Origin of the sequence: Pseudomonas sp. V98_8, from assembly GCF_029967975.1 — a bacterium.
Classification (GTDB): domain Bacteria; phylum Pseudomonadota; class Gammaproteobacteria; order Pseudomonadales; family Pseudomonadaceae; genus Aquipseudomonas; species Aquipseudomonas umsongensis.
The window spans coordinates 39,727-66,288 of sequence record NZ_JASCAE010000083.1 but is presented as its reverse complement, the minus strand read 5'-3'; the positions used below and the strand labels follow the sequence as shown (position 1 = coordinate 66,288).

Annotated in this window: 23 protein-coding genes and 2 pseudogenes; 19 read left to right on the top strand and 6 right to left on the bottom strand. The window is 59.0% G+C overall.

Translation table 11 applies throughout. The annotated features are described in order from the left end of the window. Positions 1 to 101 precede the first annotated feature (101 nt). Positions 102 to 1,157, bottom strand: a complete 1,056-nt coding sequence (gene bioB, locus QLG10_RS25440) for a biotin synthase BioB (RefSeq protein WP_110750487.1) — start codon at positions 1,155 to 1,157, stop codon at positions 102 to 104. A gap of 94 nt (positions 1,158 to 1,251) precedes the next feature. Between bioB and QLG10_RS25435 the strand changes: the two genes are divergently transcribed. From QLG10_RS25435 to rarD, 5 genes are all read left to right on the top strand, one after another. Next, a complete protein-coding gene (locus tag QLG10_RS25435; RefSeq protein WP_110750485.1) occupies positions 1,252 to 1,992 on the top strand; it encodes a ComF family protein in 741 nt (246 codons plus the stop codon). A gap of 62 nt (positions 1,993 to 2,054) precedes the next feature. Beyond that, complete coding sequence (locus QLG10_RS25430; protein ID WP_282488229.1) at positions 2,055 to 2,819, top strand: TOBE domain-containing protein; 765 nt, start codon at positions 2,055 to 2,057, stop codon at positions 2,817 to 2,819. A gap of 139 nt (positions 2,820 to 2,958) precedes the next feature. Next, positions 2,959 to 4,860 carry a PhoX family phosphatase gene (locus QLG10_RS25425; protein WP_110750481.1) on the top strand — a complete coding sequence of 634 codons (1,902 nt, stop codon included), beginning with the start codon at positions 2,959 to 2,961 and terminating at the stop codon, positions 4,858 to 4,860. Between the two features lie 202 nt (positions 4,861 to 5,062). Further along, positions 5,063 to 6,037 carry a serine/threonine protein kinase gene (locus QLG10_RS25420; RefSeq protein ID WP_020796039.1) on the top strand — a complete coding sequence of 325 codons (975 nt, stop codon included), beginning with the start codon at positions 5,063 to 5,065 and terminating at the stop codon, positions 6,035 to 6,037. Positions 6,038 to 6,204: 167 nt separating this feature from the next. Next, positions 6,205 to 7,092 (top strand): EamA family transporter RarD, encoded by an 888-nt coding sequence (gene rarD / locus QLG10_RS25415; protein WP_083349832.1) that lies wholly within the window; start codon positions 6,205 to 6,207, stop codon positions 7,090 to 7,092. Between the two features lie 215 nt (positions 7,093 to 7,307). On the opposite strand, the gene QLG10_RS25410 is transcribed toward rarD, so the two are convergent. Then, positions 7,308 to 7,826, bottom strand: coding sequence for a glycine cleavage system protein R (locus tag QLG10_RS25410; RefSeq protein ID WP_110750477.1), 519 nt, complete (start codon positions 7,824 to 7,826; stop codon positions 7,308 to 7,310). 534 nt (positions 7,827 to 8,360) lie between these two features. Here QLG10_RS25410 and QLG10_RS25405 point away from each other — a divergent pair. After that, positions 8,361 to 10,538 (top strand): malate synthase G, encoded by a 2,178-nt coding sequence (locus tag QLG10_RS25405; protein ID WP_110750475.1) that lies wholly within the window; start codon positions 8,361 to 8,363, stop codon positions 10,536 to 10,538. Positions 10,539 to 10,703: 165 nt separating this feature from the next. Here the strand turns inward: QLG10_RS25405 and QLG10_RS25400 are convergent, their stop codons facing one another. Then, complete coding sequence (locus QLG10_RS25400; RefSeq protein ID WP_110750473.1) at positions 10,704 to 11,150, bottom strand: response regulator; 447 nt, start codon at positions 11,148 to 11,150, stop codon at positions 10,704 to 10,706. Between the two features lie 258 nt (positions 11,151 to 11,408). Here QLG10_RS25400 and QLG10_RS25395 point away from each other — a divergent pair, with 258 nt between their 5' ends. From QLG10_RS25395 to QLG10_RS25365, 7 genes are all read left to right on the top strand, one after another. After that, complete coding sequence (locus tag QLG10_RS25395) at positions 11,409 to 13,343, top strand: putative nucleotidyltransferase substrate binding domain-containing protein (RefSeq protein WP_349016960.1); 1,935 nt, start codon at positions 11,409 to 11,411, stop codon at positions 13,341 to 13,343. A 10-nt stretch (positions 13,344 to 13,353) separates the two neighbouring features. Next, positions 13,354 to 14,061: a 3'-5' exonuclease gene (locus tag QLG10_RS25390; RefSeq protein WP_110750469.1), complete on the top strand. Its 708-nt coding sequence runs from the start codon at positions 13,354 to 13,356 to the stop codon at positions 14,059 to 14,061. A gap of 207 nt (positions 14,062 to 14,268) precedes the next feature. Next, complete coding sequence (locus tag QLG10_RS25385) at positions 14,269 to 14,787, top strand: RNA polymerase sigma factor (RefSeq protein WP_110750468.1); 519 nt, start codon at positions 14,269 to 14,271, stop codon at positions 14,785 to 14,787. Then, the gene (locus QLG10_RS25380) at positions 14,784 to 15,758 is read left to right on the top strand and encodes a FecR family protein (protein WP_188263485.1); all 975 of its coding nucleotides are present in this window, start codon (positions 14,784 to 14,786) and stop codon (positions 15,756 to 15,758) included. The genes QLG10_RS25385 and QLG10_RS25380 overlap by 4 nt, the downstream gene beginning before the upstream one ends. Positions 15,759 to 15,985: 227 nt before the next feature. Further along, positions 15,986 to 18,421: a TonB-dependent siderophore receptor gene (locus tag QLG10_RS25375; RefSeq protein ID WP_282488227.1), complete on the top strand. Its 2,436-nt coding sequence runs from the start codon at positions 15,986 to 15,988 to the stop codon at positions 18,419 to 18,421. Between the two features lie 72 nt (positions 18,422 to 18,493). Further along, positions 18,494 to 19,624 carry a PepSY-associated TM helix domain-containing protein gene (locus tag QLG10_RS25370; protein ID WP_110750462.1) on the top strand — a complete coding sequence of 377 codons (1,131 nt, stop codon included), beginning with the start codon at positions 18,494 to 18,496 and terminating at the stop codon, positions 19,622 to 19,624. Further along, complete coding sequence (locus tag QLG10_RS25365; protein WP_248678081.1) at positions 19,621 to 19,800, top strand: hypothetical protein; 180 nt, start codon at positions 19,621 to 19,623, stop codon at positions 19,798 to 19,800. Before QLG10_RS25370 ends, QLG10_RS25365 begins: the two co-directional genes overlap by 4 nt. 12 nt (positions 19,801 to 19,812) lie before the next feature. On the opposite strand, the pseudogene QLG10_RS25360 reads toward QLG10_RS25365, so the two are convergent. Further along, positions 19,813 to 19,890 (bottom strand): annotated as a pseudogene (locus QLG10_RS25360) (outer membrane lipoprotein carrier protein LolA); the annotation flags it as partial. A gap of 185 nt (positions 19,891 to 20,075) precedes the next feature. On the opposite strand from QLG10_RS25360, the gene QLG10_RS25355 reads away from it, so the two are divergent. The 5 genes and pseudogenes from QLG10_RS25355 (at position 20,076) to QLG10_RS25335 (ending at position 24,178) form a co-directional block, all read left to right on the top strand. Next, on the top strand, positions 20,076 to 21,371 hold the full coding sequence (locus tag QLG10_RS25355; protein WP_110750456.1) for an MFS transporter: 1,296 nt from the start codon (positions 20,076 to 20,078) through the stop codon (positions 21,369 to 21,371). A gap of 175 nt (positions 21,372 to 21,546) precedes the next feature. Next, positions 21,547 to 22,176, top strand: coding sequence for a glutathione S-transferase (locus tag QLG10_RS25350; RefSeq protein ID WP_110750513.1), 630 nt, complete (start codon positions 21,547 to 21,549; stop codon positions 22,174 to 22,176). Between the two features lie 128 nt (positions 22,177 to 22,304). After that, positions 22,305 to 22,631, top strand: a pseudogene (locus QLG10_RS25345) (RHS repeat-associated core domain-containing protein); the annotation flags it as partial. A 27-nt stretch (positions 22,632 to 22,658) separates the two neighbouring features. Further along, the gene (locus tag QLG10_RS25340; protein WP_282488232.1) at positions 22,659 to 23,177 is read left to right on the top strand and encodes a hypothetical protein; all 519 of its coding nucleotides are present in this window, start codon (positions 22,659 to 22,661) and stop codon (positions 23,175 to 23,177) included. Positions 23,178 to 23,341: 164 nt separating this feature from the next. Then, positions 23,342 to 24,178: an RHS repeat-associated core domain-containing protein gene (locus QLG10_RS25335; protein WP_110750452.1), complete on the top strand. Its 837-nt coding sequence runs from the start codon at positions 23,342 to 23,344 to the stop codon at positions 24,176 to 24,178. Positions 24,179 to 24,236: 58 nt separating this feature from the next. On the opposite strand, the gene QLG10_RS25330 is transcribed toward QLG10_RS25335, so the two are convergent. Next, complete coding sequence (locus QLG10_RS25330; RefSeq protein WP_110750450.1) at positions 24,237 to 24,743, bottom strand: ATP-dependent zinc protease; 507 nt, start codon at positions 24,741 to 24,743, stop codon at positions 24,237 to 24,239. A gap of 273 nt (positions 24,744 to 25,016) precedes the next feature. Here QLG10_RS25330 and QLG10_RS25325 point away from each other — a divergent pair, with 273 nt between their 5' ends. Next, the gene (locus tag QLG10_RS25325; RefSeq protein ID WP_110750448.1) at positions 25,017 to 25,904 is read left to right on the top strand and encodes an acyltransferase; all 888 of its coding nucleotides are present in this window, start codon (positions 25,017 to 25,019) and stop codon (positions 25,902 to 25,904) included. Position 25,905: 1 nt separating this feature from the next. On the opposite strand, the gene QLG10_RS25320 is transcribed toward QLG10_RS25325, so the two are convergent. After that, a complete protein-coding gene (locus tag QLG10_RS25320) occupies positions 25,906 to 26,481 on the bottom strand; it encodes a DUF2780 domain-containing protein (protein WP_282488226.1) in 576 nt (191 codons plus the stop codon). Positions 26,482 to 26,562 lie beyond the last annotated feature (81 nt).

Here is a 26,562-nt window from a genome sequence, read left to right as displayed (position 1 = left end):
TTGCTCGCGAAGAGGCCTTCACATTCAACATGAGTGTCGACTGTTACATAGCTTTCGCGAGCAGGCTCGCTCCCACAGGGTTTTGCCTTCCTTCAGAAGGATCAAACAGCCGCGTTATAGAACTGTTCGCTGCTCTTTTGCTCCACCAGCGCCTGTTCAATGGCGGCCTGGTGCACTTCGTCGGCGTGTTCTTCACGGGCTTCCGGCAATATCCCCAAGCGATCGAACAATTGCATGTCCTTGTCGGCCTGCGGGTTGGCGGTGGTCAGCAGTTTTTCGCCGTAGAAAATCGAGTTGGCACCGGCAAAGAACGCCAGTGCCTGCATCTGCTCGTTCATGGCTTCGCGGCCAGCGGACAGGCGCACGTGGGATTTGGGCATGAGGATCCGCGCGACGGCGAGCATGCGGATGAAGTCGAACGGGTCGACGTCGTCGGCATTTTCCAGGGGCGTGCCGGCGACTTTCACCAACATGTTAATCGGCACCGACTCCGGGTGCTCCGGCAGGTTGGCCAGCTGGATCAGCAGGTTGGCGCGGTCATCGAGAGACTCGCCCATGCCAAGGATGCCACCGGAGCAGATCTTCATCCCCGATTCACGGACGTAGGCCAGGGTTTGCAGGCGCTCGCTGTAAGTGCGGGTGGTGATGATGCTGCCGTAGAACTCAGGCGAGGTGTCGAGGTTGTGGTTGTAGTAGTCAAGGCCAGCCTTGGCCAGCGCTTCGGTCTGGTCTTGATCGAGCCGGCCGAGGGTCATGCAGGTTTCCAGGCCAAGGGCCTTGACGCCTTCGACCATCTTCAGCACATACGGCATGTCTTTGGCCGACGGGTGCTTCCACGCCGCGCCCATGCAGAAACGGGTCGACCCGATGGCCTTGGCACGCGCGGCCTCTTCGAGGACCTTCTGCACTTCCATCAGCTTTTCTTTTTCCAGGCCGGTGTTGTAGTGACCCGACTGCGGACAATATTTGCAATCTTCCGGGCAAGCACCGGTCTTGATCGACAGCAAGGTCGATACCTGGACGCGGTTAGCGTCGAAATGCGCGCGGTGCACCGTCTGCGCCTGGAACAACAGGTCATTGAATGGCTGAACGAAGAGTGCTTTGACTTCGGCCAAAGACCAGTCATGACGCAAAGTTGCAGAGGTGCTGGCGCTCATGGGCGTTTCCTTTGTTTTATGCTTTGGCAGGCGACCGGGAAATGGAATTTCCACCGGCGCATCACAGGTGTTTCGGCATATTTAAGGAAGAGTCATGCCCTGTCAACCACGATACGATAGGCTGGTTTACATCTGGTTAAAAAATAACCATCACTGCTTACTGTGTGATGAAGTAGCCGATGGCACCGCGCCCGTTTGCATGGCTTGCGAAACCGAGTTGCCATGGCTCGGCGATCATTGCCAGCGCTGCGCACTGCCCTTGCCCGCTGCGGGCATGACGTGCGGCCAATGCCTCATGCAGCCACCGGCCTTCGAGCGAGTGGTCGCGCCCTGGACTTACAACTTTCCGATCGACAGCCTGATTACCCGCTTCAAGCACAGCGCGAAATGGCCGTATGGCCATCTGCTCGGCGACCTTCTGGCTCAATCACTGCAACATCGCTTCAACGAAGACCTGCCGCGTCCCGATGTGCTGGTACCCGTGCCGATGTCTACCCGGCGCCTGCGCCAACGCGGCTTCAATCAGGCTGCCATGCTGGCGCGCTGGCTCAGCGAACGCCTCGACGTGCCTATCGATGAACGATTGCTGTTGAGGCCCCAAGACACCAATGCCCAGCAAGACCTGAACGCCGAGGCTCGCAAACGCAACCTGCACCACGCCTTCGCCTTGGCAAGCGACGCATCAGTGAAGGGTCGCCACCTGGCGCTGGTGGACGACGTTCTGACCACCGGTGCCACGGCGCAGGCACTGGCCCTGCTGCTGCTGGACGCAGGCGCCAGTCGGGTCGACGTCTATTGCCTGGCGCGCACACCCAAACCTGGCGAGTCACCGTGACTTGACTCCCGGGCCCCGAGCCGCCAACGTCCTCACCACTGTCATAGCCAAAGCGTCTTGCCATGTCCTTGCCTACGTTGTTGTCCCAGCACATTGTCCGTCGCCCGCAACGCATTGCCTTGCTGCAACACATCGCCGAGCAGGGCTCGATCACCCGCGCGGCGAAAAGCGCGGGCCTGAGCTACAAGGCCGCTTGGGATGCTATCGATGAGCTGAACAACCTGGCACAGAAACCGCTGGTGGAACGCAGTGTCGGCGGCAAAGGAGGGGGTGGCGCCAAACTGTCTGCTGAAGGCGAGCGGGTGCTGCGTCTCTATCAAAAGCTGCAGGCGCTGCAAGCCCAGGTACTGGAAGCCGCTGAAGACGCAAGCGACCTTGACCTGCTCGGTCGCCTGATGCTCAGGACCAGCGCACGCAACCAGTTGCACGGAAAAGTCGCGGCCATTGAAACCCAGGGCCATAACGATCGGGTTCGCCTTGAGCTGGCTGAAGGCCTGAGCATCGCGGCGCAGATCACCCACGACAGTACCGTGCGCCTGGACCTGCAAACCGGCACTGAAGTTGTCGCCCTGATCAAGGCCGGTTGGCTCGATCTGCTGGGCAACAGCGACGAGGCAATACCCGGTCACAATTGCCTCGAAGGTGTCATCGAGGAAATCCTCGACGCCGAAGACGGCCCCTGCGAAGTGCGAATCAGCCTGCCCAATGGCCAGACGCTCTGTGCTCTGGTCGAGCTCCGGCATTTGCAATCACGCAAGCTGACCCGCGGAACATCGGTACGCGCGCAGTTCTCTCCCTCCAATGTATTGCTCGGCACTCCGTTGTAGGAGCTGCCGCAGGCTGCGGTCTTTTGACTTTGCTTTTCAAGATCAAGATCAAAAGATCGCAGCCTGCGGCAGCTCCTACTGCAACAAAAGCTTCATCACCCACCATTAAGGTGACTGCAAAATTCGCAGGGAGCCTGATGTGAGCCTATTAGAAGAAAACCAGTCCACCGACCTCGAACAGATGGTCGGCCTCAGCCGTCGTGGCTTTATCAGCGCAGGCGCCTTGTGCGGTGCCGCCATGTTCCTCGGCGGCAACCTGCTGAGCCGCAGCGTAATGGCCGCCAGCGTCAGCGCCGGCACCAGCCAGTTGCTGGGTTTCGAAAGCATTCCTGCCGCGACTGCCGACGCGATCAGCTTGCCCCCCGGCTACAAATCTTCGGTACTGATCAGCTGGGGTCAGCCCCTGCAGAAAAACGGCCCGGCGTTCGACATGAGTGGCAACGGCACCGCCGAGCATCAGGAAGTCCAGTTCGGCGACAACAACGATGGCATGAGCCTGTTTGCCTTCCCGGATGACAACAATCGGGCACTGATGGCGATCAACAACGAATACACCAATTACCGCTACCTCTACCCCCACGCGGGCATGCCGCAATCGGCGCAGGAAGTACATAAGGCCCTGGCTTGCGAAGGCGTGTCGGTAATCGAGGTACGGCGGGAGAATGGTCATTGGCAGTTTGTTCAGGGCTCGCGCTATAACCGGCGCATTCATGGTAACTCGCCGATCAATCTGAGCGGCCCGGCCGCCGGTCACGAACTGTTGAAAACCCGTGCAGATGCGCAAGGTAAAACGGTCCTCGGCACGTTCCAGAACTGCGCCAACGGCAAGACGCCGTGGGGCACCTACCTGACCTGCGAAGAGAACTTTACCGACTGCTTTGGCAGCAGCGATGCCGAACAGAAATTCGATGCCGCACAGAAACGCTACGGTGTGGTGGCAACCAGCAAAGACATCAACTGGCATCAACACGATTCGCGCTTCGACATGGCGCACCATCCCAACGAGCTCAACCGTCATGGCTGGGTGGTCGAGATCGACCCGTTCGACCCGCAGTCGACCCCGGTCAAGCGCACTGCACTGGGCCGCTTCAAACATGAAAACGCCGCCCTGGCTGAAACCACAGACGGCCGCGCCGTGGTTTACATGGGCGACGATGAGCGCGGCGAATTCATCTATAAGTTCGTCAGCCGCGACAAGATCAATCACCAGAATCCCAAGGCCAACCGCGACCTGCTGGACCACGGCACCTTGTACGTGGCACGTTTCGACGCGGGCGACGGCAATGCCGATCACCCCAAGGGCCAAGGGCAATGGATCGAATTGACCCATGGTAAAAACGGCATCGACGCCAGCAGCGGTTTTGCCGACCAGGGCCAAGTGCTGATTCACGCGCGCCTGGCAGCCAGCGTGGTGAAGGCCACGCGCATGGACCGCCCGGAGTGGATTGTCGTCAGCCCCAAGGACGGTCAGGTTTACTGCACCCTGACCAACAACGCCAAGCGTGGCGAAGACGGGCAACCGGTAGGCGGGCCGAACCCGCGTGAGAAGAATGTCTACGGGCAGATCCTGCGCTGGCGCACCGACCGCGACGACCACGCCTCGAACACCTTTGCCTGGGACCTGTTCGTGGTCGCCGGCAACCCGCAAGTGCATGCTGGTACGCCGAAGGGCGGCTCGTCGAACATCACCCCGCAGAACATGTTCAACAGTCCGGATGGATTGGCGTTCGATAACGCCGGGCGGTTGTGGATTCAAACCGACGGCGATTCGAGTAATGCCGGTGACTTCGCCGGCATGGGCAACAACCAGATGCTCTGCGCCGACCCGGTGACCGGCGAGATCCGTCGGTTCATGGTCGGGCCGATTGGTTGTGAGGTAACGGGGATCAGCTTTTCGCCGGACCAGAAGACGTTGTTCGTCGGCATTCAGCACCCGGGGGAGAATGGCGGTTCGACCTTCCCTGAACACTTGCCAAATGGAAAGCCGCGGTCTTCGGTGATTGCCATTTCGCGTGAAGACGGCGGGGTCGTCGGCGCCTGATAGTGCCTCTTCGCGAGCAAGCCCGCTCCCACATTGACTCTGTGGCGTTCACAAATTGTGTGTTCACCGCAGCCCCAATGTGGGAGCGGGCTTGCTCGCGAAAGCGTCAGCCCGGGCAACACACATCTCACCCCCTAAAGCAGCCCCGTCTGCGCTACCATGCCTGGCCGGACGCAGCAGCCTGCTGCGCGCAGGAGTCAGCATGGCCCACCCGTTTGAAACGCTCACCCCAGACCTCGTGCTCGATGCCGTCGAAAGCATCGGTTTTCTCAGCGATGCCCGCATTCTGGCGCTCAACAGCTACGAAAACCGTGTCTACCAGGTTGGTATCGAAGACGCCGAGCCATTGATCGCCAAGTTCTATCGCCCGCAGCGCTGGACCAACGAAGCGATTCTGGAAGAACACCAGTTCACCTTCGAACTCGCCGAGGTCGAGGTACCGGTCGTCGCGCCGCTGATCCACAACGGTGAAACCCTGCACGAGCACAACGGCTTCCGTTTCACCCTGTTCCCCCGCCGCGGCGGACGCGCGCCGGAACCTGGCAATCTCGATCAGCTGTATCGCCTGGGTCAACTGCTCGGCCGGCTACATGCGGTGGGCTCAACCAAGCCGTTTGAGCACCGTGAGGCGCTGGCGGTAAAAAACTTTGGCCATGATTCGCTGACGACCTTGCTCGAAGGCAACTTCATCCCCCGCAGCCTGCTGCCGGCCTACGAGTCCGTGGCCCGCGATCTGCTCAAGCGTGTGGAAGATGTCTACAGCAATACGCCGCACCAGAACATCCGCATGCACGGTGATTGCCACCCTGGCAACATGATGTGCCGTGATGAGATGTTCCACATCGTCGACCTCGACGACTGCCGCATGGGCCCGGCGGTACAGGACATCTGGATGATGCTGGCCGGCGATCGCCAGGAATGCCTGGGCCAGTTGTCGGAATTGATGGATGGCTACAACGAATTCCACGATTTCAATCCCCGGGAACTGGCGCTGATCGAACCCCTTCGCGCGCTGCGCCTGATGCACTACAGCGCCTGGCTCGCCCGTCGCTGGGACGACCCGGCATTCCCGCGCAGCTTTCCGTGGTTCGGCACCGAACGTTATTGGGGCGACCAGGTGTTGGCGTTGCGCGAGCAGCTCGCGGCGCTCAATGAAGAACCGCTGAAGCTCTTCTGAACACCACCGCCCCCTGTAGGAGCGAGCATGCTCGCGAAAAACCTGAGAACACTGCGGAGCATCAGGTTCCCCGCGTTATCGTTAACGACCATCGCGAGCGTGCTCGCGCCTACAGGTACCAGCACATACAATCCCTCCTTTGTTAGCTGCCTAAGCAAGGATTCTGCATGCAAGCCGCCAACCTGCGTCGCGGGTACATTCTGGGCCTGAGTGCCTACATCATCTGGGGACTTTTCCCGCTCTACTTCAAGGCCATTGCCAACGTGCCCGCCGTGGAGATCATCATTCACCGCGTGCTGTGGTCGGCGTTGTTCGGCGCCTTGTTGCTGATGGTCTGGAAACATCCGGGCTGGTGGCGCGAGCTACGGGAGAACCCACGTCGGCTGGCGATCCTGGCCCTGAGCGGTACGCTGATCGCCGCCAACTGGCTGACGTATGTGTGGTCGGTGAACAACGGGCGCATGTTGGAGGCCAGCCTCGGTTACTACATCAACCCCTTGGTGAACGTGCTGCTGGGGATGCTGATCCTCGGTGAGCGGCTGCGACGCATGCAATGGATTGCCGTGGGGCTGGCGGCAGTTGGCGTGGCGCAACAAGTATGGCAAGTGGGCAGCCTGCCTTGGGTGTCGCTAGTGCTGGCATTGACCTTCGGTTTCTACGGGTTGATTCGCAAGCAGGCGCCGGTCAAGGCGCTCCCGGGATTGGTGGTCGAAACCTGGATGTTGGTGCCGATAGCACTGGCCTGGTTACTACTCAATCCAACCGCCAGCAGCGCCCAGGCTGAATTCTGGACCACCTCCGAGGCCTGGTGGCTGGTGGCTGCCGGTCCGGTAACGCTGGTGCCGCTGGTCTGCTTCAACGCTGCCGCGCGGCATTTGCCCTACACGACCCTGGGATTCCTGCAATACCTGGCACCGACCCTGGTGCTGCTGCAGGCCGTCCTGCTGTTTGATGAGCACCTGTCGTCGAGTACGTTGGTTGCGTTCATCTTCATCTGGGCGGGCCTGGCGGTCTACAGCGTCGATGCCTGGTTCAGCCTGCGCCGCCGCAGCTGATCAAAAAACACACAACTCTCTACAGGCCACGTTATCCGTGGCCTGCATCGATCCTTCCCAAGGTTATCCACAGCGTGATCCCCGCCGTTTGTGCGCAAGTTACTGAAACTGCTGGTTTTTTGATCAATCTTTGAAGAGCCACGGCCGGCGCGGCCTGGCGGGCTGTCTCTACAGGTTATCCACAGGCAGGTGCACGTTTAAACTGGATAACCGGATCAAGGTTCACTGCGCAGTACCAATTCCACCATCAAATCGTCCGCCAAGGTTTCCAGGCGCGATTGCAGCACGTCCAGAGACAGCGTCAGGGGCACCGCCAATATCGCTTCGGCGTGGAACAGAGGCTCGCTGCTCATGGGGGCCGGACGCACCTCCGTCACCAGCCGTTCCAGGTTTACCCCCTGTTCACTGAGCAAGCGCGTGATGTCGCGCACGATCCCCGGCCGGTCATTGCCCACCAGCTCCATGGCGATCGGCTTCCAGGTGCAAGACTGTTCGATACCGCTTTCGGCGATCAAGACGCGAATGCCGTGGGCCGATAATCCTTGCAGGGCATCGACCAGTGAATCGTAGGCTTCCGCCGGGACCCCCACCCGAAGAATCCCGGCGAATTGCCCGGCCATGCGCGACATGCGGCTTTCCAGCCAGTTGCCACCATGCTCGGCGATGCATTGGGCTATGCGCTCGACCTGCCCAGGCTTGTCCGGTGCAAAAACAGTGAGTACGAGGTGGTCCATGGCGCAGCCCTCTTTTGTTATTGAAAGAGAAGTATAGGCAAGGGTTGATTCGGCGCTGGCAGGTCCGACCTCTTCGCGAGCAGGCTCGCTCCCACAAGGTCGGCGCAGGGCTTTGTGGGAGCGAGCCTGCTCGCGAATCGGCCCCGACCAGAACCTGCGCAACATAAATCGTGTACAACTTTTTATATTTAACTGGAACAATCTCATGCTTTTTTGAGAACATCCTCATCCCCGGCGTGACTGCAATGCGTCATGGGGTCGCAGAACGACGTAATTAGTCTAATTTTCACAACCGCAACTCATCATGTAGTATGCCGCTGCGCGCACTACATAACGTTGGATCGATGTCCGCCGCAGGCGCAGACGCATCCCTGAAAGCCCTGTCAGCAAGGCCCTAAAGCCGTTGATTGGTCCCCACCCAGCCGTCAGAAATGGCATGTACTGGTCGCAGGGTTTGTGGTTTAAATGGCCAGAGGCTTCATTGTTAAATTGAAGAGCTGAAAAGCGAAATAGCTGAGCAGAGTGAGGCAAGCAATGACTGAACACGTTCAAGTCGGTGGCCTGCAGGTCGCCAAAGTCCTGTTCGACTTCGTGAACAACGAAGCCATTCCCGGAACCGGCCTCACCGCCGACCAATTCTGGGCCGGTGCCGACAAGGTCATCCATGACCTGGCGCCGAAGAACAAAGCCCTACTCGCCAAACGCGATGATTTCCAGGCTCGTATCGACGGCTGGCACCAATCCCGTGCCGGTCAACCACACGACGCCGTGGCTTATAAAGCCTTCTTGCAAGACATCGGTTATCTGCTGCCAGAAGCGGCCGATTTCCAGGCAACGACGCAAAACGTCGATGAAGAAATCGCCCACATGGCCGGCCCACAGCTTGTGGTGCCGGTGATGAACGCCCGCTTCGCGCTCAACGCTTCGAACGCCCGCTGGGGTTCGCTGTACGACGCGCTCTACGGCACCGACGCCATTAGCGAGGCTGACGGCGCGGAAAAAGGCAAAGGCTACAATAAGGTTCGCGGCGACAAGGTCATCGCCTTCGCCCGGGCCTTCCTCGACGAAGCGGCGCCATTGGCGGCCGGCTCCCACGTCGATTCGACACACTACAAAATCGTTGAAGGCAAACTGGTCGTCGCCCTTAAAGGCGGCAGCAACAGCGGCCTGCGCAACGACGCCCAGTTGATCGGTTTCCAGGGCGATGCGGCGGCACCCACCGCGATCCTGCTGAAAAACCATGGCCTGCATTTCGAAATCCAGGTCGATGCCAGCACCCCGGTCGGCCAGACCGATGCTGCCGGTGTCAAAGACATCCTGATGGAAGCCGCACTGACCACCATCATGGACTGCGAAGACTCCGTCGCCGCCGTCGACGCCGATGACAAGGTTGTGATCTACCGCAACTGGCTCGGCCTGATGAAGGGCGACCTGGCGGAAGAAGTCGCCAAGGGCGGCAAGACGTTTACCCGCACCATGAACGCCGACCGCACCTACACCGCCGTCGACGGCAGCGAATTGAGCCTGCATGGTCGTTCGTTGTTGTTCGTGCGTAACGTCGGTCACCTGATGACCATCGATGCGATCCTCGATAAAGATGGCAACGAAGTACCGGAAGGCATCCTCGACGGTCTGGTGACTGTCCTGGCGGCGATGCACAACCTGAACGGCAATACGTCGCGCAAAAATACCCGCACCGGTTCCGTCTACATCGTGAAGCCGAAGATGCACGGTCCTGAAGAAGCTGCGTTCACCAACGAGCTGTTCGGGCGCATCGAAGACGTGCTGGGCCTGCCTCGCAACACCCTGAAAGTCGGGATCATGGACGAGGAGCGCCGTACCACGGTCAACCTCAAGGCCTGTATCAAGGCTGCCAGCGAGCGCGTGGTGTTCATCAACACCGGCTTCCTCGATCGCACGGGCGATGAAATCCACACCTCCATGGAAGCCGGCCCGATGGTGCGCAAGGCCGACATGAAGGCCGAAAAATGGATTGGCGCCTACGAGAACTCCAACGTTGATATCGGCTTGAGCACCGGCCTGCAAGGCCGTGCACAGATCGGTAAAGGCATGTGGGCCATGCCCGACCTGATGGCGGCGATGCTGGAACAGAAAATCGCTCACCCACTGGCGGGTGCCAACACCGCATGGGTGCCTTCGCCGACCGCTGCCGCGCTGCACGCGCTGCACTACCACAAGGTTGACGTGTTCGCCCGTCAGGCCGAACTGGCCAAGCGTGCCCCTGCGTCGGTGGACGATATCCTGACCATCCCGCTGGCAGTGAACCCACAGTGGACCGCCGAACAGATCCAGAACGAACTGGACAACAACAGCCAGGGCATTCTGGGTTATGTGGTGCGCTGGATCGACCAGGGCGTTGGTTGCTCGAAGGTGCCGGACATCAATGACGTCGGCCTGATGGAAGACCGTGCAACGCTGCGTATTTCCAGCCAGCACATCGCCAACTGGCTGCGTCATGGCATCGTCACCGAAGAGCAGGTGATGGAAAGCCTCAAGCGCATGGCGCCAGTGGTGGACCGTCAGAATGCCGGTGATGCGCTGTACCGTCCGCTGGCACCGAACTTCGACAGCAACATCGCCTTCCAGGCGGCCGTCGAACTGGTGGTGGAAGGCACCAAGCAGCCCAACGGCTACACCGAGCCGGTCCTGCACCGTCGTCGTCGCCAGTTCAAGGCTGCCAATGGCCTGTAACTGAGCACTGACGCCGGACACAAAAAAGCCCTGATCGAAAGACCAGGGCTTTTTTATTCCACGCTCCGCGTGGGAATGCCTCTACGGACGCTCCGCGTTCGGCTCTTAACGGGACGCGGAGCGTCCCGGGCTGCATTCCCACGCAGAGCGTGGGAACAATCCCTGCTAAGGCTCCATCCCCAACTCATGCTTGACCAACTCAAGCAACTTGCCGCTATCAATGGGCTTGAGCAGGAAGTCCACCACGCTCAGGTGCATCGCGGCGATGGCGTCCTTCACGTCGGCGTCGCCAGAGACGATGATGATCGGCATCGCCGCCCGCACCGATTCGCGCACTTGGCGGATCAGCTCCAGGCCATCGACATGTCCCATGCGCAGGTCGGTGATCACCAGGCCAATCGAGGGTTTCTCTTCCAGCATCTTGAGTGCGGTTTCGCCACTGGCGGCCGTCAAGCAACGAATGCCGTCCATTGCCAGAATCTCCGAGAGCAACTCCCGGGCATCCTTGTCGTCGTCGACGATCAGCACCCGCTGGGGCGGCAGGTCGGGTTCCAGCATGACGTCACTGAGCGCCTGGCGCTCGTCGTCACTCAAAATATCGTGGTCGGACATGGCATTCTCTACATGTTCAATTCAATTCCCTAGCACAGTGGTGAGACATCGCTAAGCAGACCTTCAATGTGCACTCCGTCGGAAAATTTTCCAAGAGGGACAAGGTGAGGTTTTTCCTACATTTGCGTAGGGTTTTTCTGTATCAGCATTACAACTGCGTCCTACCTAGACTTACGTCCAATGGGCACCCCGACCGTAGGGGTGGACCATGAATGAGTCATCCGACAACAACAATTCAAAAAGACTGCGGTAATGGTTATGAGTAAAGCGGACGCCTTCACACAGGCAGGGAAAACCGCGGTGTTGCAGAACATCCAGGGTACTTTGCAATTTCTTCAACGCTTCCCGCCCTTCAACCAGATGGAACACGCCCACCTGGCGTACCTGGTAGAACAATGCCAGCTGCGTTTCTACGCCCCCGGCGAGAGCATCATCAAGCCCGCGGACGGTCCGGTTGAACACTTCTACATCGTCAAGCAAGGCCGGGTGGTCGGCGAGCGTCCGCACTCGGCCAAGGGCGGGACCGAAACCACCTTCGAAATCACCACAGGCGAGTGCTTCCCCCTCGCCGCGCTGCTGGGGGAGCGGGCGACACGCACCGAACACCTGGCCGCCGAAGATACCTTTTGCCTACAGCTGAACAAACTTGCATTCATCAAGTTGTTCGCCATTTCCGGCACCTTTCGCGATTTTGCCTTACGGGGCGTTAGCAGCCTGCTGGATCAGGTCAATCAACAGGTCCAGCAAAAAGCCGTGGAAACCCTCGGCACCCAATACTCGCTTAATACCCGCCTGGGCGAATTGGCCATGCGCCATCCGGTGACATGCACCCCAACCACACCCTTGCGCGAAGCCGTGACCCAAATGCACGAGCAGCAGGTCGGCAGCATCGTGATCGTCAATGAACATAAAGCGCCGCTGGGCATTTTCACCCTGCGCGATTTGCGCCATGTCGTGGCCAACGGCATCGGCGATTTCAACGAGGCGATCGAGCGGCACATGACCCCGTCGCCGTTTTACCTGTCTCCAGACCATAGTGCCTTCGATGCCGCGATTGCGATGACCGAGCGGCATATCGCCCATGTGTGCCTGGTCAAGGATCAGCGCCTGTGCGGTGTGGTCTCGGAACGCGATCTGTTTTCCCTGCAACGGGTCGACCTGGTTCACCTGGCGCGCACCATCCGCAGCGCCCAGCGTGTGGAAAACCTGGTGCTGCTGCGTGGCGAAATTGGTCAACTGGTGGAACGCATGCTGGCCCACGGTGCGTCTTCGACCCAGATCACCCACATCATCACCCTGCTCAACGACCACACCGTGTGCCGGGTGATAGAGCTGACCCTGGCTGAGAAAGGCGATCCGGGCATTCCGTTCAGCTGGCTGTGTTTCGGCAGCGAAGGACGCCGCGAACAGACACTGCACACCGATCAAGACAACGGCATTCTGTTCGAAGCGCGGGACGCGGCCCACGCCGCCGAGATTCGCGGGAAATTGCTGCCCATTGCCCATCAGATCAACCAAAGCCTGGCGCTTTGCGGTTTCACGCTGTGCAAAGGCAATATCATGGCCAGCAACCCGGAACTCTGCCTGTCGCGGGTCGAATGGGCCCGACGATTTGGTGCGTTCATTCGCGAAGCCACGCCGGAGAATCTGTTGGGGTCGAGCATCTATTTCGATTTGCGCGTGGTCTGGGGCAGCGAGCAAGGCTGCGAACAACTGCGCCGCGCGATTCTCGACCAGGTGGCCGACAACCGACTGTTCCAGCGCATGATGGCTGAAAACGCGTTGCGCAATCGTCCGCCCGTAGGACGTTTCCGTGAGTTCGTGCTGGCGCGTAAAAATGGCGAAAAAGCCACGCTGGACCTGAAGATCCAGGGCCTGACCCCCTTTGTCGACGGGGCGCGGTTACTCGCCCTCGCCCACGGCATCGAAGCGAACAATACCCTGGAGCGCTTTCGCCAACTGGTGGCCAAAGAGGTCATCGAGCCACTGGATGGCGCAGCGTATGAAGAGGCCTATCACTTCATCCAGCAAACCCGCATGCAGCAACATCAGCTACAGACCCGGGAGAATTTGCCTTACTCCAACCGGGTCGACCCCGACAGCCTCAATCATCTGGATCGACGCATCCTGCGCGAATCCCTGCGCCAGGCCCAACGCCTGCAAAGCAGCCTGTCCCTGCGATACCAATTATGAGCTACCAACTATGAGCCTTTTTTCATGGTTGCGCCCCGCCGGCCCGAGCTTGTCCGCGGACCTGCAACAACGCCTTCAACGCCTGCCTGTGGTCCAGGGATTAAGTGAATGCAGCCTGCGCGAACAGCGCTGGGTAGTGCTCGACCTGGAAACCACGGGACTGAACATGAACAAGGACCGGGTACTGTCTATCGGCGCCGTGGTGATCGAGGATGGCGCGATCGATTTCAGCCGGCAGTTCGAGCGCACCTTGCAATGCGACGAACTCAAACTCGGACCCAGTGTGCTGATTCACGGCTTGGGGCCCAGTGCAATCGCCGCCGGCAGTGACCCGGCTGAGGCGTTGCTCGAGTTCATGGAGTTTGTCGGCGACAGCCCGGTGCTGGCCTTTCATGCGCCTTTTGACCAGCACATGCTCGGACGCGCATTGAAAGAGCACCTGGGCTACAAGTTGCAACATCCCTTTATGGATGTTGCGGACATCGCCCCGCTGCTGTGCCCGCAGGCCAATATCCGCGAGGCCGGCCTGGACGAATGGATCGATTGGTTCAAGCTGGAAGTCTTCGAGCGCCATAACGCCAGCGCCGACGCCCTGGCGACCGCCGAACTGGCGCTGATCCTGTTCAGTCGCGCACGGCAGCAGCAGATTCACAGCCCGCTGAACCTGCAACAGCGGTTGAACCAGTGGAAGCGGCGGCAGCAAACGCCATCTTTCTAACGGTCACGCCGTTCCGTGTAGGAGCTGCCGCAGGCTGCGATCTTTTGATCTTGGAAATCAAAATCAAAAGATCGCAGCCTGCGGCAGCTCCTACAGGGTCATCCGACAATCTCCTACCCGACCAACGCCAATTGCTTTCACTCCCCCGCCTCTGACACAATCGCGAACAATTCTCGTTAGTTAATATTTCCCAATCGGTGATGCTGCGTGTCGTCAGTTCCAAGCCCCCAAAGTGAGCTCGTCGGTGCGCTATATCGCGACCACCGCGGTTGGCTACTGGCCTGGCTACGGCGCAATGTCGCCTGCCCGCAACGGGCCGAGGACCTGAGCCAGGACACTTTCGTGCGCTTGCTCGGGCGCGAAGAACTGAAAGAGCCGCGCGAGCCGCGGGCATTACTGGTGGCGATTGCCAAGGGCCTGCTGTTCGACTACTTCCGCCGCGCCGCGCTGGAGCAGGCTTATCTCACCGAACTGATGCTGATTCCAGAAGCCGAACAACCGTCGGTGGAAGAACAGCAAATGATCCTCGAAGACCTGAAAAACATCGATCGCCTGCTCGGCAAGCTGTCGAGCAAGGCCCGCGCGGCGTTCCTCTACAATCGACTCGATGGCCTCGGCCACGCGCAAATCGCCGAGCGCCTTGGTGTATCGGTGCCGCGAGTGCGCCAGTACCTGGCCCAAGGCATCCGTCAGTGCTACATCGCCTTGTACGGGGAGCCGACATGAACCCGGTCAGTTCCAAGCCGGTGTCGGCACAGGTGCTCGACGCGGCCATCGCCTGGCAACTGTCCCTGGACTCCGGCAGCCCTGTGGAACGCGAAGAGTTCGCCAAATGGCACGCCGCCCACGAAGAACATGCCCGCGCCTGGCGTCAATTGGGCATGCTCGACCAGCGTTTCAGCGTCGCCAGCGGCCCGGCCCGCACCGCCCTGCTGCAATCGCGCGAAGGCATTCGCCGCCGGGTGCGCAAGCTCGGCAGCGGCCTGGCCAGCATCGTTGCGGTGTTCGGCCTGGCGCTATACGCCGGTGAGCGCTATCTGCCGATCGATTATTGGCTGGCCGACCAGCGCACCGCCACCGGCGAACAACGCACGATTCGCCTGGACGACGGCACCCTGATCAACCTCAACACCCACAGTGCCGTGGACGTGCGCTTCGATGACAAGCAGCGGCGGGTCATCCTCCAGGAAGGCGAAATACTGATCGAAACCGGCCACGGCGACGCACGGCCGTTCATCGTTGAAACCCGCGAAGGCCGCATGCGCGCCTTGGGCACAAGGTTCCTGGTCAAGCGTGAAGAGCAAGGTACGCGCCTGAGCGTGTTGCAATCGGCGGTGGCCGCCCATCCGCAATCAAGTCCTGAGGAGCAGGTCCTGCGCGAAGGCCAGCAAATGCTGATTCGCAGCGACGGCCTGGGCCCGATTGTCGCGCTCAACCTCGGCGCCGATGCCTGGACCCGCGGCATGCTGGTGGTGGACAACGCGCGACTGGAAGATCTGGTGCATGAAATCGGTCGCTATCGCCCGGGTCTACTGGGTGTGGCGCCGGAAGTGGCCGACCTGCGGATCACCGGTAGCTTCCCGTTGCAAAACACCGACCTCGCCCTGAGCGCGCTGTTGCCAACGCTGCCGGTGCAGATTGAGCATCGTACGCAATGGTGGGTGACGGTGGCGGCGAAGACCGAGGCCAGGCCCTAAAAGGTGCTGCGTCAGTGAAGCCGCCTTCGCGGGCAAGCCACGGTCACAAAATTACCGGTCAGTGCAGAACCTGTGGCAGCGGGCTTGCCCGCGATGAGGCCATCAGATCCGCCACAAAACCCAACTTTATTGACTGAATCTAAATTATTTCCATCCAGCCCTATCACTTTTTGATTTTCGTTCGGTACTTAGGCAATTGAGAAGTATTCACTTTCAGGAGCCGCCGTATGTCCCGTTCGTTAGACGCCTTGTTGCGCCCCGGTTTGCTGGCGCTTGCCATTGCTCTTTGCACGCCTTTGGCCAGCAGCCAACTGGTCGCCGCTGAGCAGGCGTCCAGCGTTCGTGCCTACAACCTGCCGGCCGCACCACTGGCCAGTACCCTGAACCAGATTGCCAGCCAGGCCGGCCTGGCGTTGTCGTTGAACCCGTCGCTGGCCGCCGGCAAGCGTTCGGCCCCGGTCCAGGGCCAGTTCGACGCTGCCGGCGCCCTGCGCGAAGCCCTGCGCGGCACCGAGCTGCAACTGGAGCAAAGCGGCGGCACCTACACCCTGGTGGCCATGCCTGAGGGCGTGATGGCTTTGCCGGCAACCAGCGTCATCGGTGTAGAAGCAGAGACTGAAAACGCTTGGGGTCCGGTGCAAGGCTACCTGGCCAAGCGCACCGCTGCCGGCACCAAGACCGACACGGCACTGGCCGAAGTACCGCGCTCGATCTCTGTTGCCACCCGCGAGCAGATGCAAGACCGCGCCGTACAGAATCTCGATGACGCCGTACGCTACATGCCCGGGGTCATTGCCAGCAGCTACGGCAGCGATAGCCGTGCCGAGTGGCTGAAAGTTCGTGGATTTGAGCCCACTCAGTTTCTCGATGGATTGCAGCTGCCAAAGGGCACTTACACCATGCCGAAAATAGAGACTTGGGACCTGGAGCGAGTAGCCCTGCTGCGCGGCCCTGCCTCCTCGCTTTACGGCCAGACACCGCCTGGCGGCCTGCTCGACATGGTCAGCCGACGCCCTGATGCGTTGGCCAGCAACGAAGTGCAATTGCAAGTTGGCAGCTATGAGCGTAAGCAGATCAGTTTCGACAGTACCGGTCCGGTCGATGACGAAGGGCGTTTTTTGTACCGTGTCAGCGGTGTGGTGCGCGATAGCAACACCACCATCGAGCACATCGACGACAAGCGTTACAACATCGCTCCCAGCCTGACCTGGAACATCGATCCCGATACCAAACTCACTTTCCTTAGCCAGTACAACCGTGACGATACCGGCACCACCAGCCAGTTCCTTCCGCTACAGGGCACCAAACTGTCCTCGCCCGCTGGAGAAGTGAAGTTCCACAAGAATCTTGGCGATCCGGAATGGGAGTTCTACGACAAGACCTATTACGCGTTGGGATATGCCTTTGAGCATCGGATGAACGACGTTTGGCAGTTCCGTCAGAACCTTCGCTATACCAAGAGCGATCTGTCCTTCCAGAGCATTACCGCGGGCGGTTTCTATGGTTCGGTCGAAGACGACGGCACCCTGTCCCGGGGTGCCAACGTAGTTGACGAAGACCTCAGCCAGTTTGCCGTGGATAACAATTTCCAGGGCGATTTCGACACCGCTGCCATCAGGCACACACTGTTGCTGGGGCTGGATCACCAACGCGTCAACACCAACTACAAATGGCTGTTCGGCAACGCGCCAACCAGCAACATCACCCACCCCATCTACGGCCAGGACTTCAGTAACGTCCAATACACCGCGTTCAATGACTACAACCAGAAGACCCATGACACAGGCCTCTACGTCCAGGACCAGATGGCCCTCGACAACTGGCGCCTGACCCTGGGCGGTCGTCAGGACTGGCTGCACACGGATTCGACGTTCTACAACATGAACAATGCCAAGGACACCCGCGACGACACCCACTTCAGCGGCAACGCGGCCATCAGCTATGTGTTCGACTCCGGCTTCACTCCCTACATCTCCTATGCCGAATCCTTCCAGGCAGAAGCGGGTGGCGCCAACGGCGAGGCATTCCGCCCCGGAACCGGCAAGCAATATGAAATCGGACTCAAGTACCAACCACCGGGCATCGACATGCTGTTCACAGCCGCCGCCTATGACCTGACCCGCAAGGACATCGTACTCAGCGACACCCTGGGCGTATCTCGCCCTTTGGGTGAAGCGAAAGTCCGAGGCTTCGAGCTGGAGGCAACCGGCAACGTCAACGAAAACCTGAACCTGACGGCTTCGTACACCTACGCCAACAGCAAGATGACCAAAGTCACCGATCCGCTGGACAAAAACCGCCCGCTGCCACTGACCCCGGAAAACCAGGCCGCTGCATGGGCTGACTACACCTGGCATACCGGTTTCCTAGACGGCTTTGGAATCGGCTTTGGTGTGCGCTATATCGGCGAAACCGACAACATCGCCATCGGCAGCATGGCCTTTGTTCGCGATCCGTCAGACGGCCACAGCGATGCCTATACCGTCTATGACGCGGCCGTTCATTACGACCTTGGCCGCCTGGACAATGCACTCAAGGGCGTCAGTGTCAGCGTCAATGCCAACAACGTATTCGACAAGGAATACATCTCGACCTGTGACGGTTTCTACTGCTACTACGGCGACCGCCGCAACGTCATGGCCAGCCTTGACTACAAGTGGTAACGACTTGATTTGACACGCCCGGTACCCAGGCCGTCCTTCGAGGACGGCCTGGGTATTTCTGGAGGCCACGAAATGAAAAGTAAAACAATTCGCCGCTGGTCCTTTGTCCACACCTGGACCAGCCTGATCTGCACGGTGTTCCTGCTGATGCTGGCATTGACTGGCCTGCCGTTGATTTTTCACCATGAGATCGACCATTTGCTGGGCGATGCCGCCGAGTTGAAGCAAATGCCGGCAGATACGCAGCAACTGAATCTGCAGCAGCTTGTGCAGGCAGCTGAAAAGCATCGTCCCGGTGACGTCATGCAGTATTTCGGTTTCGACGAAGATGAGCCCAACGGCGCAATCGCGATCATGGCGGCCACCGCCGGCACCGAGCCGAACTCGTCCCACACCTTCATGCTCGACACCCGCACCGGCGAAGCGCTGGAGATGCCGTCGGCCAATGGCGGCTTCATGATGGTCATGCTGCGCTTGCATGTAGACATGTTCGCCGGGCTGCCGGGCAAATTGTTGCTGGCGTTCATGGGTTTGCTGTTCGTCGTCGCGATCGTGTCCGGCACCGTGCTGTACCTGCCGTTCATGCGCCGCCTGAAATTCGCCACCGTGCGCCAGGACAAATCCACCCGCCTGCGCTGGCTCGACCTGCACAACCTGATCGGCGTGGTGACCCTGACCTGGGCCCTGGTGGTCGGCGTAACCGGCGTGATCAGTGCCTGCGCCGACCTGTTGATTGCCGCGTGGCGCCACGACAGCCTGAGCGCGATGGTTGCGCCGTATCGCGATGCGCCCCCGCTGACGCAACTGGCGCCGGCTACACGTTTGCTCGACATCGCCAAGGAAGTCGCACCCGGCATGCAACCGGATTTCATTGCCTTCCCCGGCACGCGGTTCTCCAGCGAACACCATTACGCGGTGTTCATGAAAGGCAGCACACACCTGACCTCGCACTTGCTGACACCGGTGCTGATCGACGCCAGCACCCTGGAAGTCACCGCCGTGGCCGAGCGCCCCTGGTACATGGACGCCATGGGCATGTCGCAGCCTTTGCATTTCGGTGACTACGGCGGCATGCCGATGCAAATCCTCTGGGCCACCCTGGATGTGCTGACGATCATTGTGCTTGGCAGTGGCGTTTACCTGTGGGTGGTGCGGCGCAAGGCGATGAAACCCGTACTGGAAAAAGCGGAGAGCGTGGCATGAGGCCCCGGCAGTCGAGTTTCTGGAAGGTGTTCGCCACCCCGACCGTAATCGCCTTGTTCAGCGCGGGCGGGTTGTTTGCCGCGTTGCTCGGCGATGGCGTTTGGGATGGCCTGAGCTGGCTTGGATTAGGCATCCCTGCCGTCCTCGCCCTGCGCGGCCTCCTGCATCGCCGGTAACGTGCATCCCCCTGTAGGAGCGAGCATGCTCGCGAAAAACCTGAGAACGCCGCGTTCATTCAGGCTGCCCTCGTCATCGTTGACGACCATCGCGAGCGCACTCGCCCCTACAGGTTATACGATGACACTCTGTCCCGCCCGTCGACTCACCCTGCAAAATCCCTGACATATTTGTTGACACATTCATCCTTGCACTCCTATAAATGCGAATGTTGTACGACAACCTACAACAATGGCAGCGCCCATAACTCCAAAAATAAAATGATGGTGAAGAGATGAAAGTCAAAGGCATCCGCTGGTGGATGGTCGGTTTGGTAACGGCCGGCCTCATAGTCAACTACCTGGCTCGCAATACCCTCTCAGTGGCCGCGCCGACCCTGATGAGCGAAATGAACATCTCCACCGAACAGTACTCGCACATCGTCGTCGCGTGGCAGGTTTGCTATGCGCTGATGCAACCGGTGGCCGGCTACATCATCGATGCCATTGGCACCAAAATGGGCTTCGCCATTTTCGCTTTCGCCTGGTCGATTGCCTGCGCACTGGCTGCGCTGGCGAGTGGCTGGCAGGGCCTGGCATTCGTTCGAGGCCTACTCGGGCTCACGGAAGCAGCGGGCTTGCCGGCGGCCGTAAAAGCCACTACCGAATGGTTTCCGGCCAAGGAACGTTCGGTGGCGATCGGTTGGTTCAATATCGGTTCGTCGATTGGCGCACTGCTGGCGCCACCCTTGGTGGTCTGGGCAATCCTGCACAGTGGCTGGGAACTGGCCTTCCTGATCGTCGGCGGCCTTGGAGTGCTCTGGAGCTTCCTGTGGGTAATCCTCTACAAACATCCTCGGGATCAAAAGCGCTTGGGCGATGAAGAGCGCAATTACATCCTCAGCGGCCAGGAAGAGCATTTCAAGGAACCGGCCACTCAAAAAGGCAGCTGGAAGAAAATCATCGGCAGCCGTAATTTCTACGCCATCGCCAGTGCACGGATTCTCTCCGAACCAGCCTGGCAGACCTTCAACGCGTGGATTCCGCTGTACCTGATGACCGAGCGGCACATGAACATCAAGGAGATCGCAATGTTCGCCTGGCTGCCGTTCCTCGCCGCCGACCTTGGCTGCGTGCTCGGCGGTTATCTGAGCCCGTTCTTCCATAAGCACTGCAAAGTTTCGCTGTTCACCTCGCGCAAAATGGTCCTGCTGTTCGGTGCCTCGTGCATGATCGGCCCGGCGTGCATCGGCCTGGTCGCCAGCCCGTACACGGCGATTGCGCTGCTATGCATCGGCGGCTTCGCGCACCAGACATTGTCGGGGGCGCTGTATGCGATCACCTCTGACTCGTTCGGCAAAAACGAAGTGGCCACGGCTACCGGCATGGGTGGCATGTTCGGCTACCTCGGCGCGGCCGCTTTCACCCTGGTATTCGGCGTGATGGTGACCAAGATCGGCTACAGCCCACTGTTCGTGACCCTGGCGATCTTCGACATCGTCGCCGCGTTCATCGTCTGGACCGTTGCCCGCGAGCTTAAGCCTCAGCAGGCTGTTGCGGGCCCGGAGGGCACATTGCAACCGGCGGGCTAACCACCCCCCGGGTGGGAGCGAGCCTGCTCGCGAAAGCGGTGTGTCAGACAGCATTGATGTCAACTGACACGGCCTCTTCGCGAGCAGGCTCGCTCCCACCATTGAATGTGATCTTGAGCTCTCGCCGCCACACGTTATGCTGCGTGACACCGCCACCATCAACCGAGTCACTGCCATGTCTACCCCGAGCATGACCCTGTACCACAACCCCCTCTCCCCCTTCGTCCGCAAAGTCATGGTGCTCTTGCACGAAACAGGTCAACAGGACCGCGTTGCCCTACAGAATTGCGTGCTCACACCGGTTGATCCGGACCAGACCCTGATCGACGACAACCCCTTGAGCAAGATCCCCGCCCTGCGCCTGGCCGATGGCAGCATCATCCACGACAGCCGGGTGATCCTCGACTATCTGGATCACCAGCACGTCGGCAACCCGCTGATCCCCCGCGAAGGCTCGGCCCGCTGGCGGCGCCTGACACTCGCCTCCCTGGCCGACGGCATCATGGACGCCGCGGTACTGGTGCGCTACGAAATCGCCCTGCGCGCCCCGGAAAAACACTGGGACCAATGGCTCGACGGCCAGCGCGACAAAATCCGCCGTGCCCTGGCGTTGCTGGAAAAAGACGCGATGGCCGAGCTGGCCAGCCATTTCGACATCGCCGCGATCGGTGTGGCCTGTGCGTTGGGGTATCTGGATTTGCGCCATCCGGATCTGGACTGGCGCGAAGCGAATCCGCAGTTGGCGGCGTGGTATTTCGAGGTGAGTCAAAGGCCTTCGATGTTGGCGACGATGCCTAAAGTGTGATCCCTATCCAGATAACCACCCTAGCAGTTCTAATAGTGGTCAAGAATGGATAAAGCGCCGATGCTTAAGGTCCAGCCATATGGACCTTGAGCGGAGTTCGAGCCATGCCCACACAGTCACGCATTACGATTCTGCTGGCAACCGATCAACAGCAATCGGTGTTGAATGCACGCGACTCGGGGCGAGCCCATCCCCTCTCCTACACCCCCTACGGCCATCGCCCACTCGTAAGCTGTTTGCTCAGCCTGCCCGGCTTCAATGGCCAACCGCCAGATCCGGAGACTGGACATTATCATTTGGGCAATGGGTATCGGCAGTTCAATCCGGTGTTGATGCGGTTTCATTGCCCGGATAGTTGGAGCCCGTTTGAGGAGGGGGGGTTGAATGCGTATGGGTACTGCTTCGGGAATCCGATAACTGGCAGCGACTCCACAGGACACACACCTGTCTTTATCAAATCCGCCCTGAGGGGACTCGGGCTTATGAAACAGTCCGCGGCTAAAGGTGCACAAAACATATCGCAGACAGTGGCCAGTCGCGCGGGTGCCTCAATAGCAAGTCAAGTACCTGAGGTATCGAACGCTGGCACCCTAATTGGCAGCGGTTCAAATCTTGTAGGAACCTATAAGCCCGGCCAGGCTTATCAGCGGTTAGGGGGCATTGATTATAACATCTATATAAAACCTTTTAAGAGCTCCAAAGGCTATGACAATATCAAAATCAAGGCAGCCGCACGACGCCCCGAAAGCACTCTTCCTAATCTGACACTGTCTGATTTTCACAAACTGCGTTCGAGCACAAAAGGTAAGAATATTGGAGAGCCGGCTGCTTTGGAGCGTCGACTTATGGAGACCGTCTCCGGTAGATTCGACCAATCCTCACCTGAGTTTTCAGCTTTGCAGAAAAAATTTCAGATGTCTCTAAATCAGGAAAGTACAAGCACTCGTGAAAACGTGATGTTCAAAAAAGTTGCTGGCGGCGTAAGGGAGATTCGCCGCTGAAGCGTTTTAGAATAAGTAGAAACAAGGGGACAGATGTACTTTGATTCGGCAGCATTGGGCTATTGATTGTTGCACCATGGCCTATCTGTTCTGCAAGTAGGCAATGGCTGAAAAAGGATCGATGCTCAAGGAACAGCTTTTGGACATTGCTCGGAGCTCAATCAATGACTAATCCTTCACGTAAAACGATACTGTTGGCAACCGATCAACAGCAGTCGGTGCTGAACGCCCACGCAACGAATCAAGCCCATCCCCTCGCCTACTCACCCTATGGCCACCGTCCATGGGATAACGGTTTTCTCAGCCTACTTGGGTTCAATGGCGAACTTCCGGACCGATTCACCGGGCATTATCATCTGGGGAAAGGGTATCGGCAGTTCAATCCGGTGTTGATGCGATCTAACAGTCCGGATAGTTGGAGTCCGTTTGGGGAGGGAGGGATCAATGCGTATGCTTATTGTTCTGGAGATCCCATTAATAGAGTAGATCCAACAGGGCATTCATTTTGGGCACTTTTACCCTTCGTCCGACCGTCAAAATCTTTAGCAAAAGTTCCTACTATCAGTAAAAAAACAATAGACACCGCTGCCAGAATTGCGAATATGCAACAGGGGATGCTCTACAAAAAACAAACGCTAGGCTATCAACTCGGCGACAAAGCCTCCAGGCTGGATCTGAACGGCAAAAGCGTTGAAAAAATCAATAAATACACCAACATTATCAAGGAAAACAACGATATATTAAAAGACAAAACAAAACAATTACTTGATCAAATGCCAGACTCCCAGGAAAAGGCGACAGCAGTTAAAAACTTTCGGGATCATTTCATTCAATTTCCAACCGTCATAAATCCCACCTCGCATAAAGATCGTGCAGTCGTGGAACTCCATTCACAAGCAATGTACTTCCAAACACAAAAAAACCATATAGAACACCTCCAGAAAATTCAAAGAAGGCAACGACCAGCAATCGCAAACTCATCCATAAGACAACTCACATAAATACCATCAACTATAAGATCGCCTTAAAAGACTCAAGAGAATAAATGAACATTGTCAATCAACAATCCGGCTTGTCCGCCGTAAACCTGCGAGCCGGATTCACCGCCGCGCCAAACTCGCGCAACGCCTTGGCGCCGATCAACAATGGGTAATTGAAGCTACTGCGATCCGTCAAATTGACCTCGACCGTGCGTTTCACATTGCCCAGGCACAATTCCAGATCGACCACCGGTCGCTTGGTGGGCGCGATCACTTCGCTGTCATCCTCGTCCTCTTCGGAACGGGTCTTGATCTTGCTGATGCGCGCGACCTTGTGTTCGTAAACCTTATTGCTCGCATCCTTCGTGGCGAGGCGGAAGCGCACCCAGTCTTCGCCGTCGCGGGTGAAGGTTTCGATGTCCTTGGCCGACAGCGACGCGGTCAGGGCGCCGGTGTCCATCTTGGCCTTGAGGACTTCGCCGCCGATTTCCGGTAGCGCGATGTATTCGTAGCGACCGTACAGGGTCGGCTCGGCAGCCATGACCGGTAGGGCGATGAGTGAAAGCAGTGCAAGAAGGGATTTCACGTACTGGGAGTCCTTGAGGGTGGGCAGCGCAATTTTAGACCGTTGTTGAATAGATCGTTCCCACGCGCCGCAAAGGATTGCCTCAACGTACGCTTCGCGTTCGGCCCCTGATTTGGGACGCAGAGCGTCCCGGGCTGCATTCCCACGCAGAGCGCGGGAACGATCGGTGTCAGGAGGTTAGCGCGTCAAAGGTGAAACATTCGTCACCGGCGATTTGGCCTGCCGCCCGAAGCTGCTTATCATGGCGCGCCCAAACGCTTCCAAGAGTTCTTTATGCGCCGCCTGCTCACCGGCTGTTTCGTTACATTGCTGCTGTTGCTCAACACCCTGGTCCTGATCGGCCCCTTGATGGTGTTTGCCCTGCTCAAGCTGGTCCTGCCCGGCCGTTTGCGCGATTACGCGTCCTGGGTGGTGATGTGGATTGCCGAGACCTGGTCGGAAATCGACAAGCTGATCTTTCGCCTGTGCATCCCCACGCGATGGGATATTCGCGGCGGCGACGATCTGCGCCGTGACACTTCGTATCTGGTGATCAGCAATCATCAGTCCTGGGTCGATATCCCGGCGCTGATCCAGACGCTGAACCGACGCACACCCTTCTTCAAATTCTTTCTCAAGAAAGAACTGATCTGGGTGCCGTTCCTCGGCCTGGCGTGGTGGGCGCTGGATTACCCGTTCATGAAGCGCTACAGCAAGGCGTTCCTGGCGAAACACCCGGAACTGGCTGGCAAGGATCTGCAGATTACCCGGCAAGCTTGCGAGTTGTTCAAGCGCCAACCGGTGACGGTGGTCAATTATCTGGAAGGCACCCGTTTTACCACCGCCAAAAGCGTTCAGCAGCAGTCGCCGTTCACTCACTTGCTCAAGCCCAAGGCCGGTGGCGTGGCGTTTGTGCTGGCGGCGATGGGTGAACAACTGGATGCGGTGCTGGACGTGACTGTGGTGTATCCGCAGCAGGCGATCCCGGGGTTCTGGGACTTGATCAGCGGTAAGGTGCCGAGGGTCATCGTCGACATCAAGACCCGCGAACTCGACCCGGAGCTGTGCCAGGGCGATTACGAAAACGATCCGCTGTTTCGCGAAAAAATCCAGAACTGGGTCAACCAGCTCTGGATCGAGAAGGACCGGCGTATCGACAATTTGCGCGCCGAGAGTCGCTGAGTCAGCTACCGGTGCTGGTGCCGAAGCCTGTGCCTGTGCCTGTGCCCCAGATGCTGCCCAAGCTACTTAGCAGGGAACCGCCGACGCCTTGTTGACCTAGGTACTGCAGGATCACCGGGGTAAACATCCCGATCATGCCGGTGTCCATGCCCAGGGCGCTGAAGGCGTTGTTCAGGTCATTGGTGTCCTTGACGTTGCCCAGGGCGTTATCCAGCCCTGCGGCCTTGCCGCTCGAACCGAGCAAACCGGCGAGCGCCCCCAGCTCTCCCCCACCCGAGAGAATGTCGATGCCCGGCACGCTTTTGGCCAGCTCCGAATAATCGGTCGAACTCAGCTGATTCTTCGCCAACCCAAGCATCGCCCCGGCGCCGCCGACGGCTTGCTCTGGCGTGATGTTCAATTGGGTCAGCGCGCCCAGCAGGTCTGCTGTCTCAGAGGTCGGCGCCGCCTCCGTGGCCTCGTTGCCCTTCATGCCGGAAATGGCACTGGCTGCATCGCTCAGGCTGAATTGTGCAAAAGCCGGGCTGACCACCAGGGTCATGAGCGATGCCAGGACAAAACCGCGTGAAATCTTCATTCAGACATCCTCTTGCGTCGAGAAAAAACACCCGGCTTTCGGGCGCAAAGCTGCCGGTTTGACCGGGCAGCCGCGGGCATG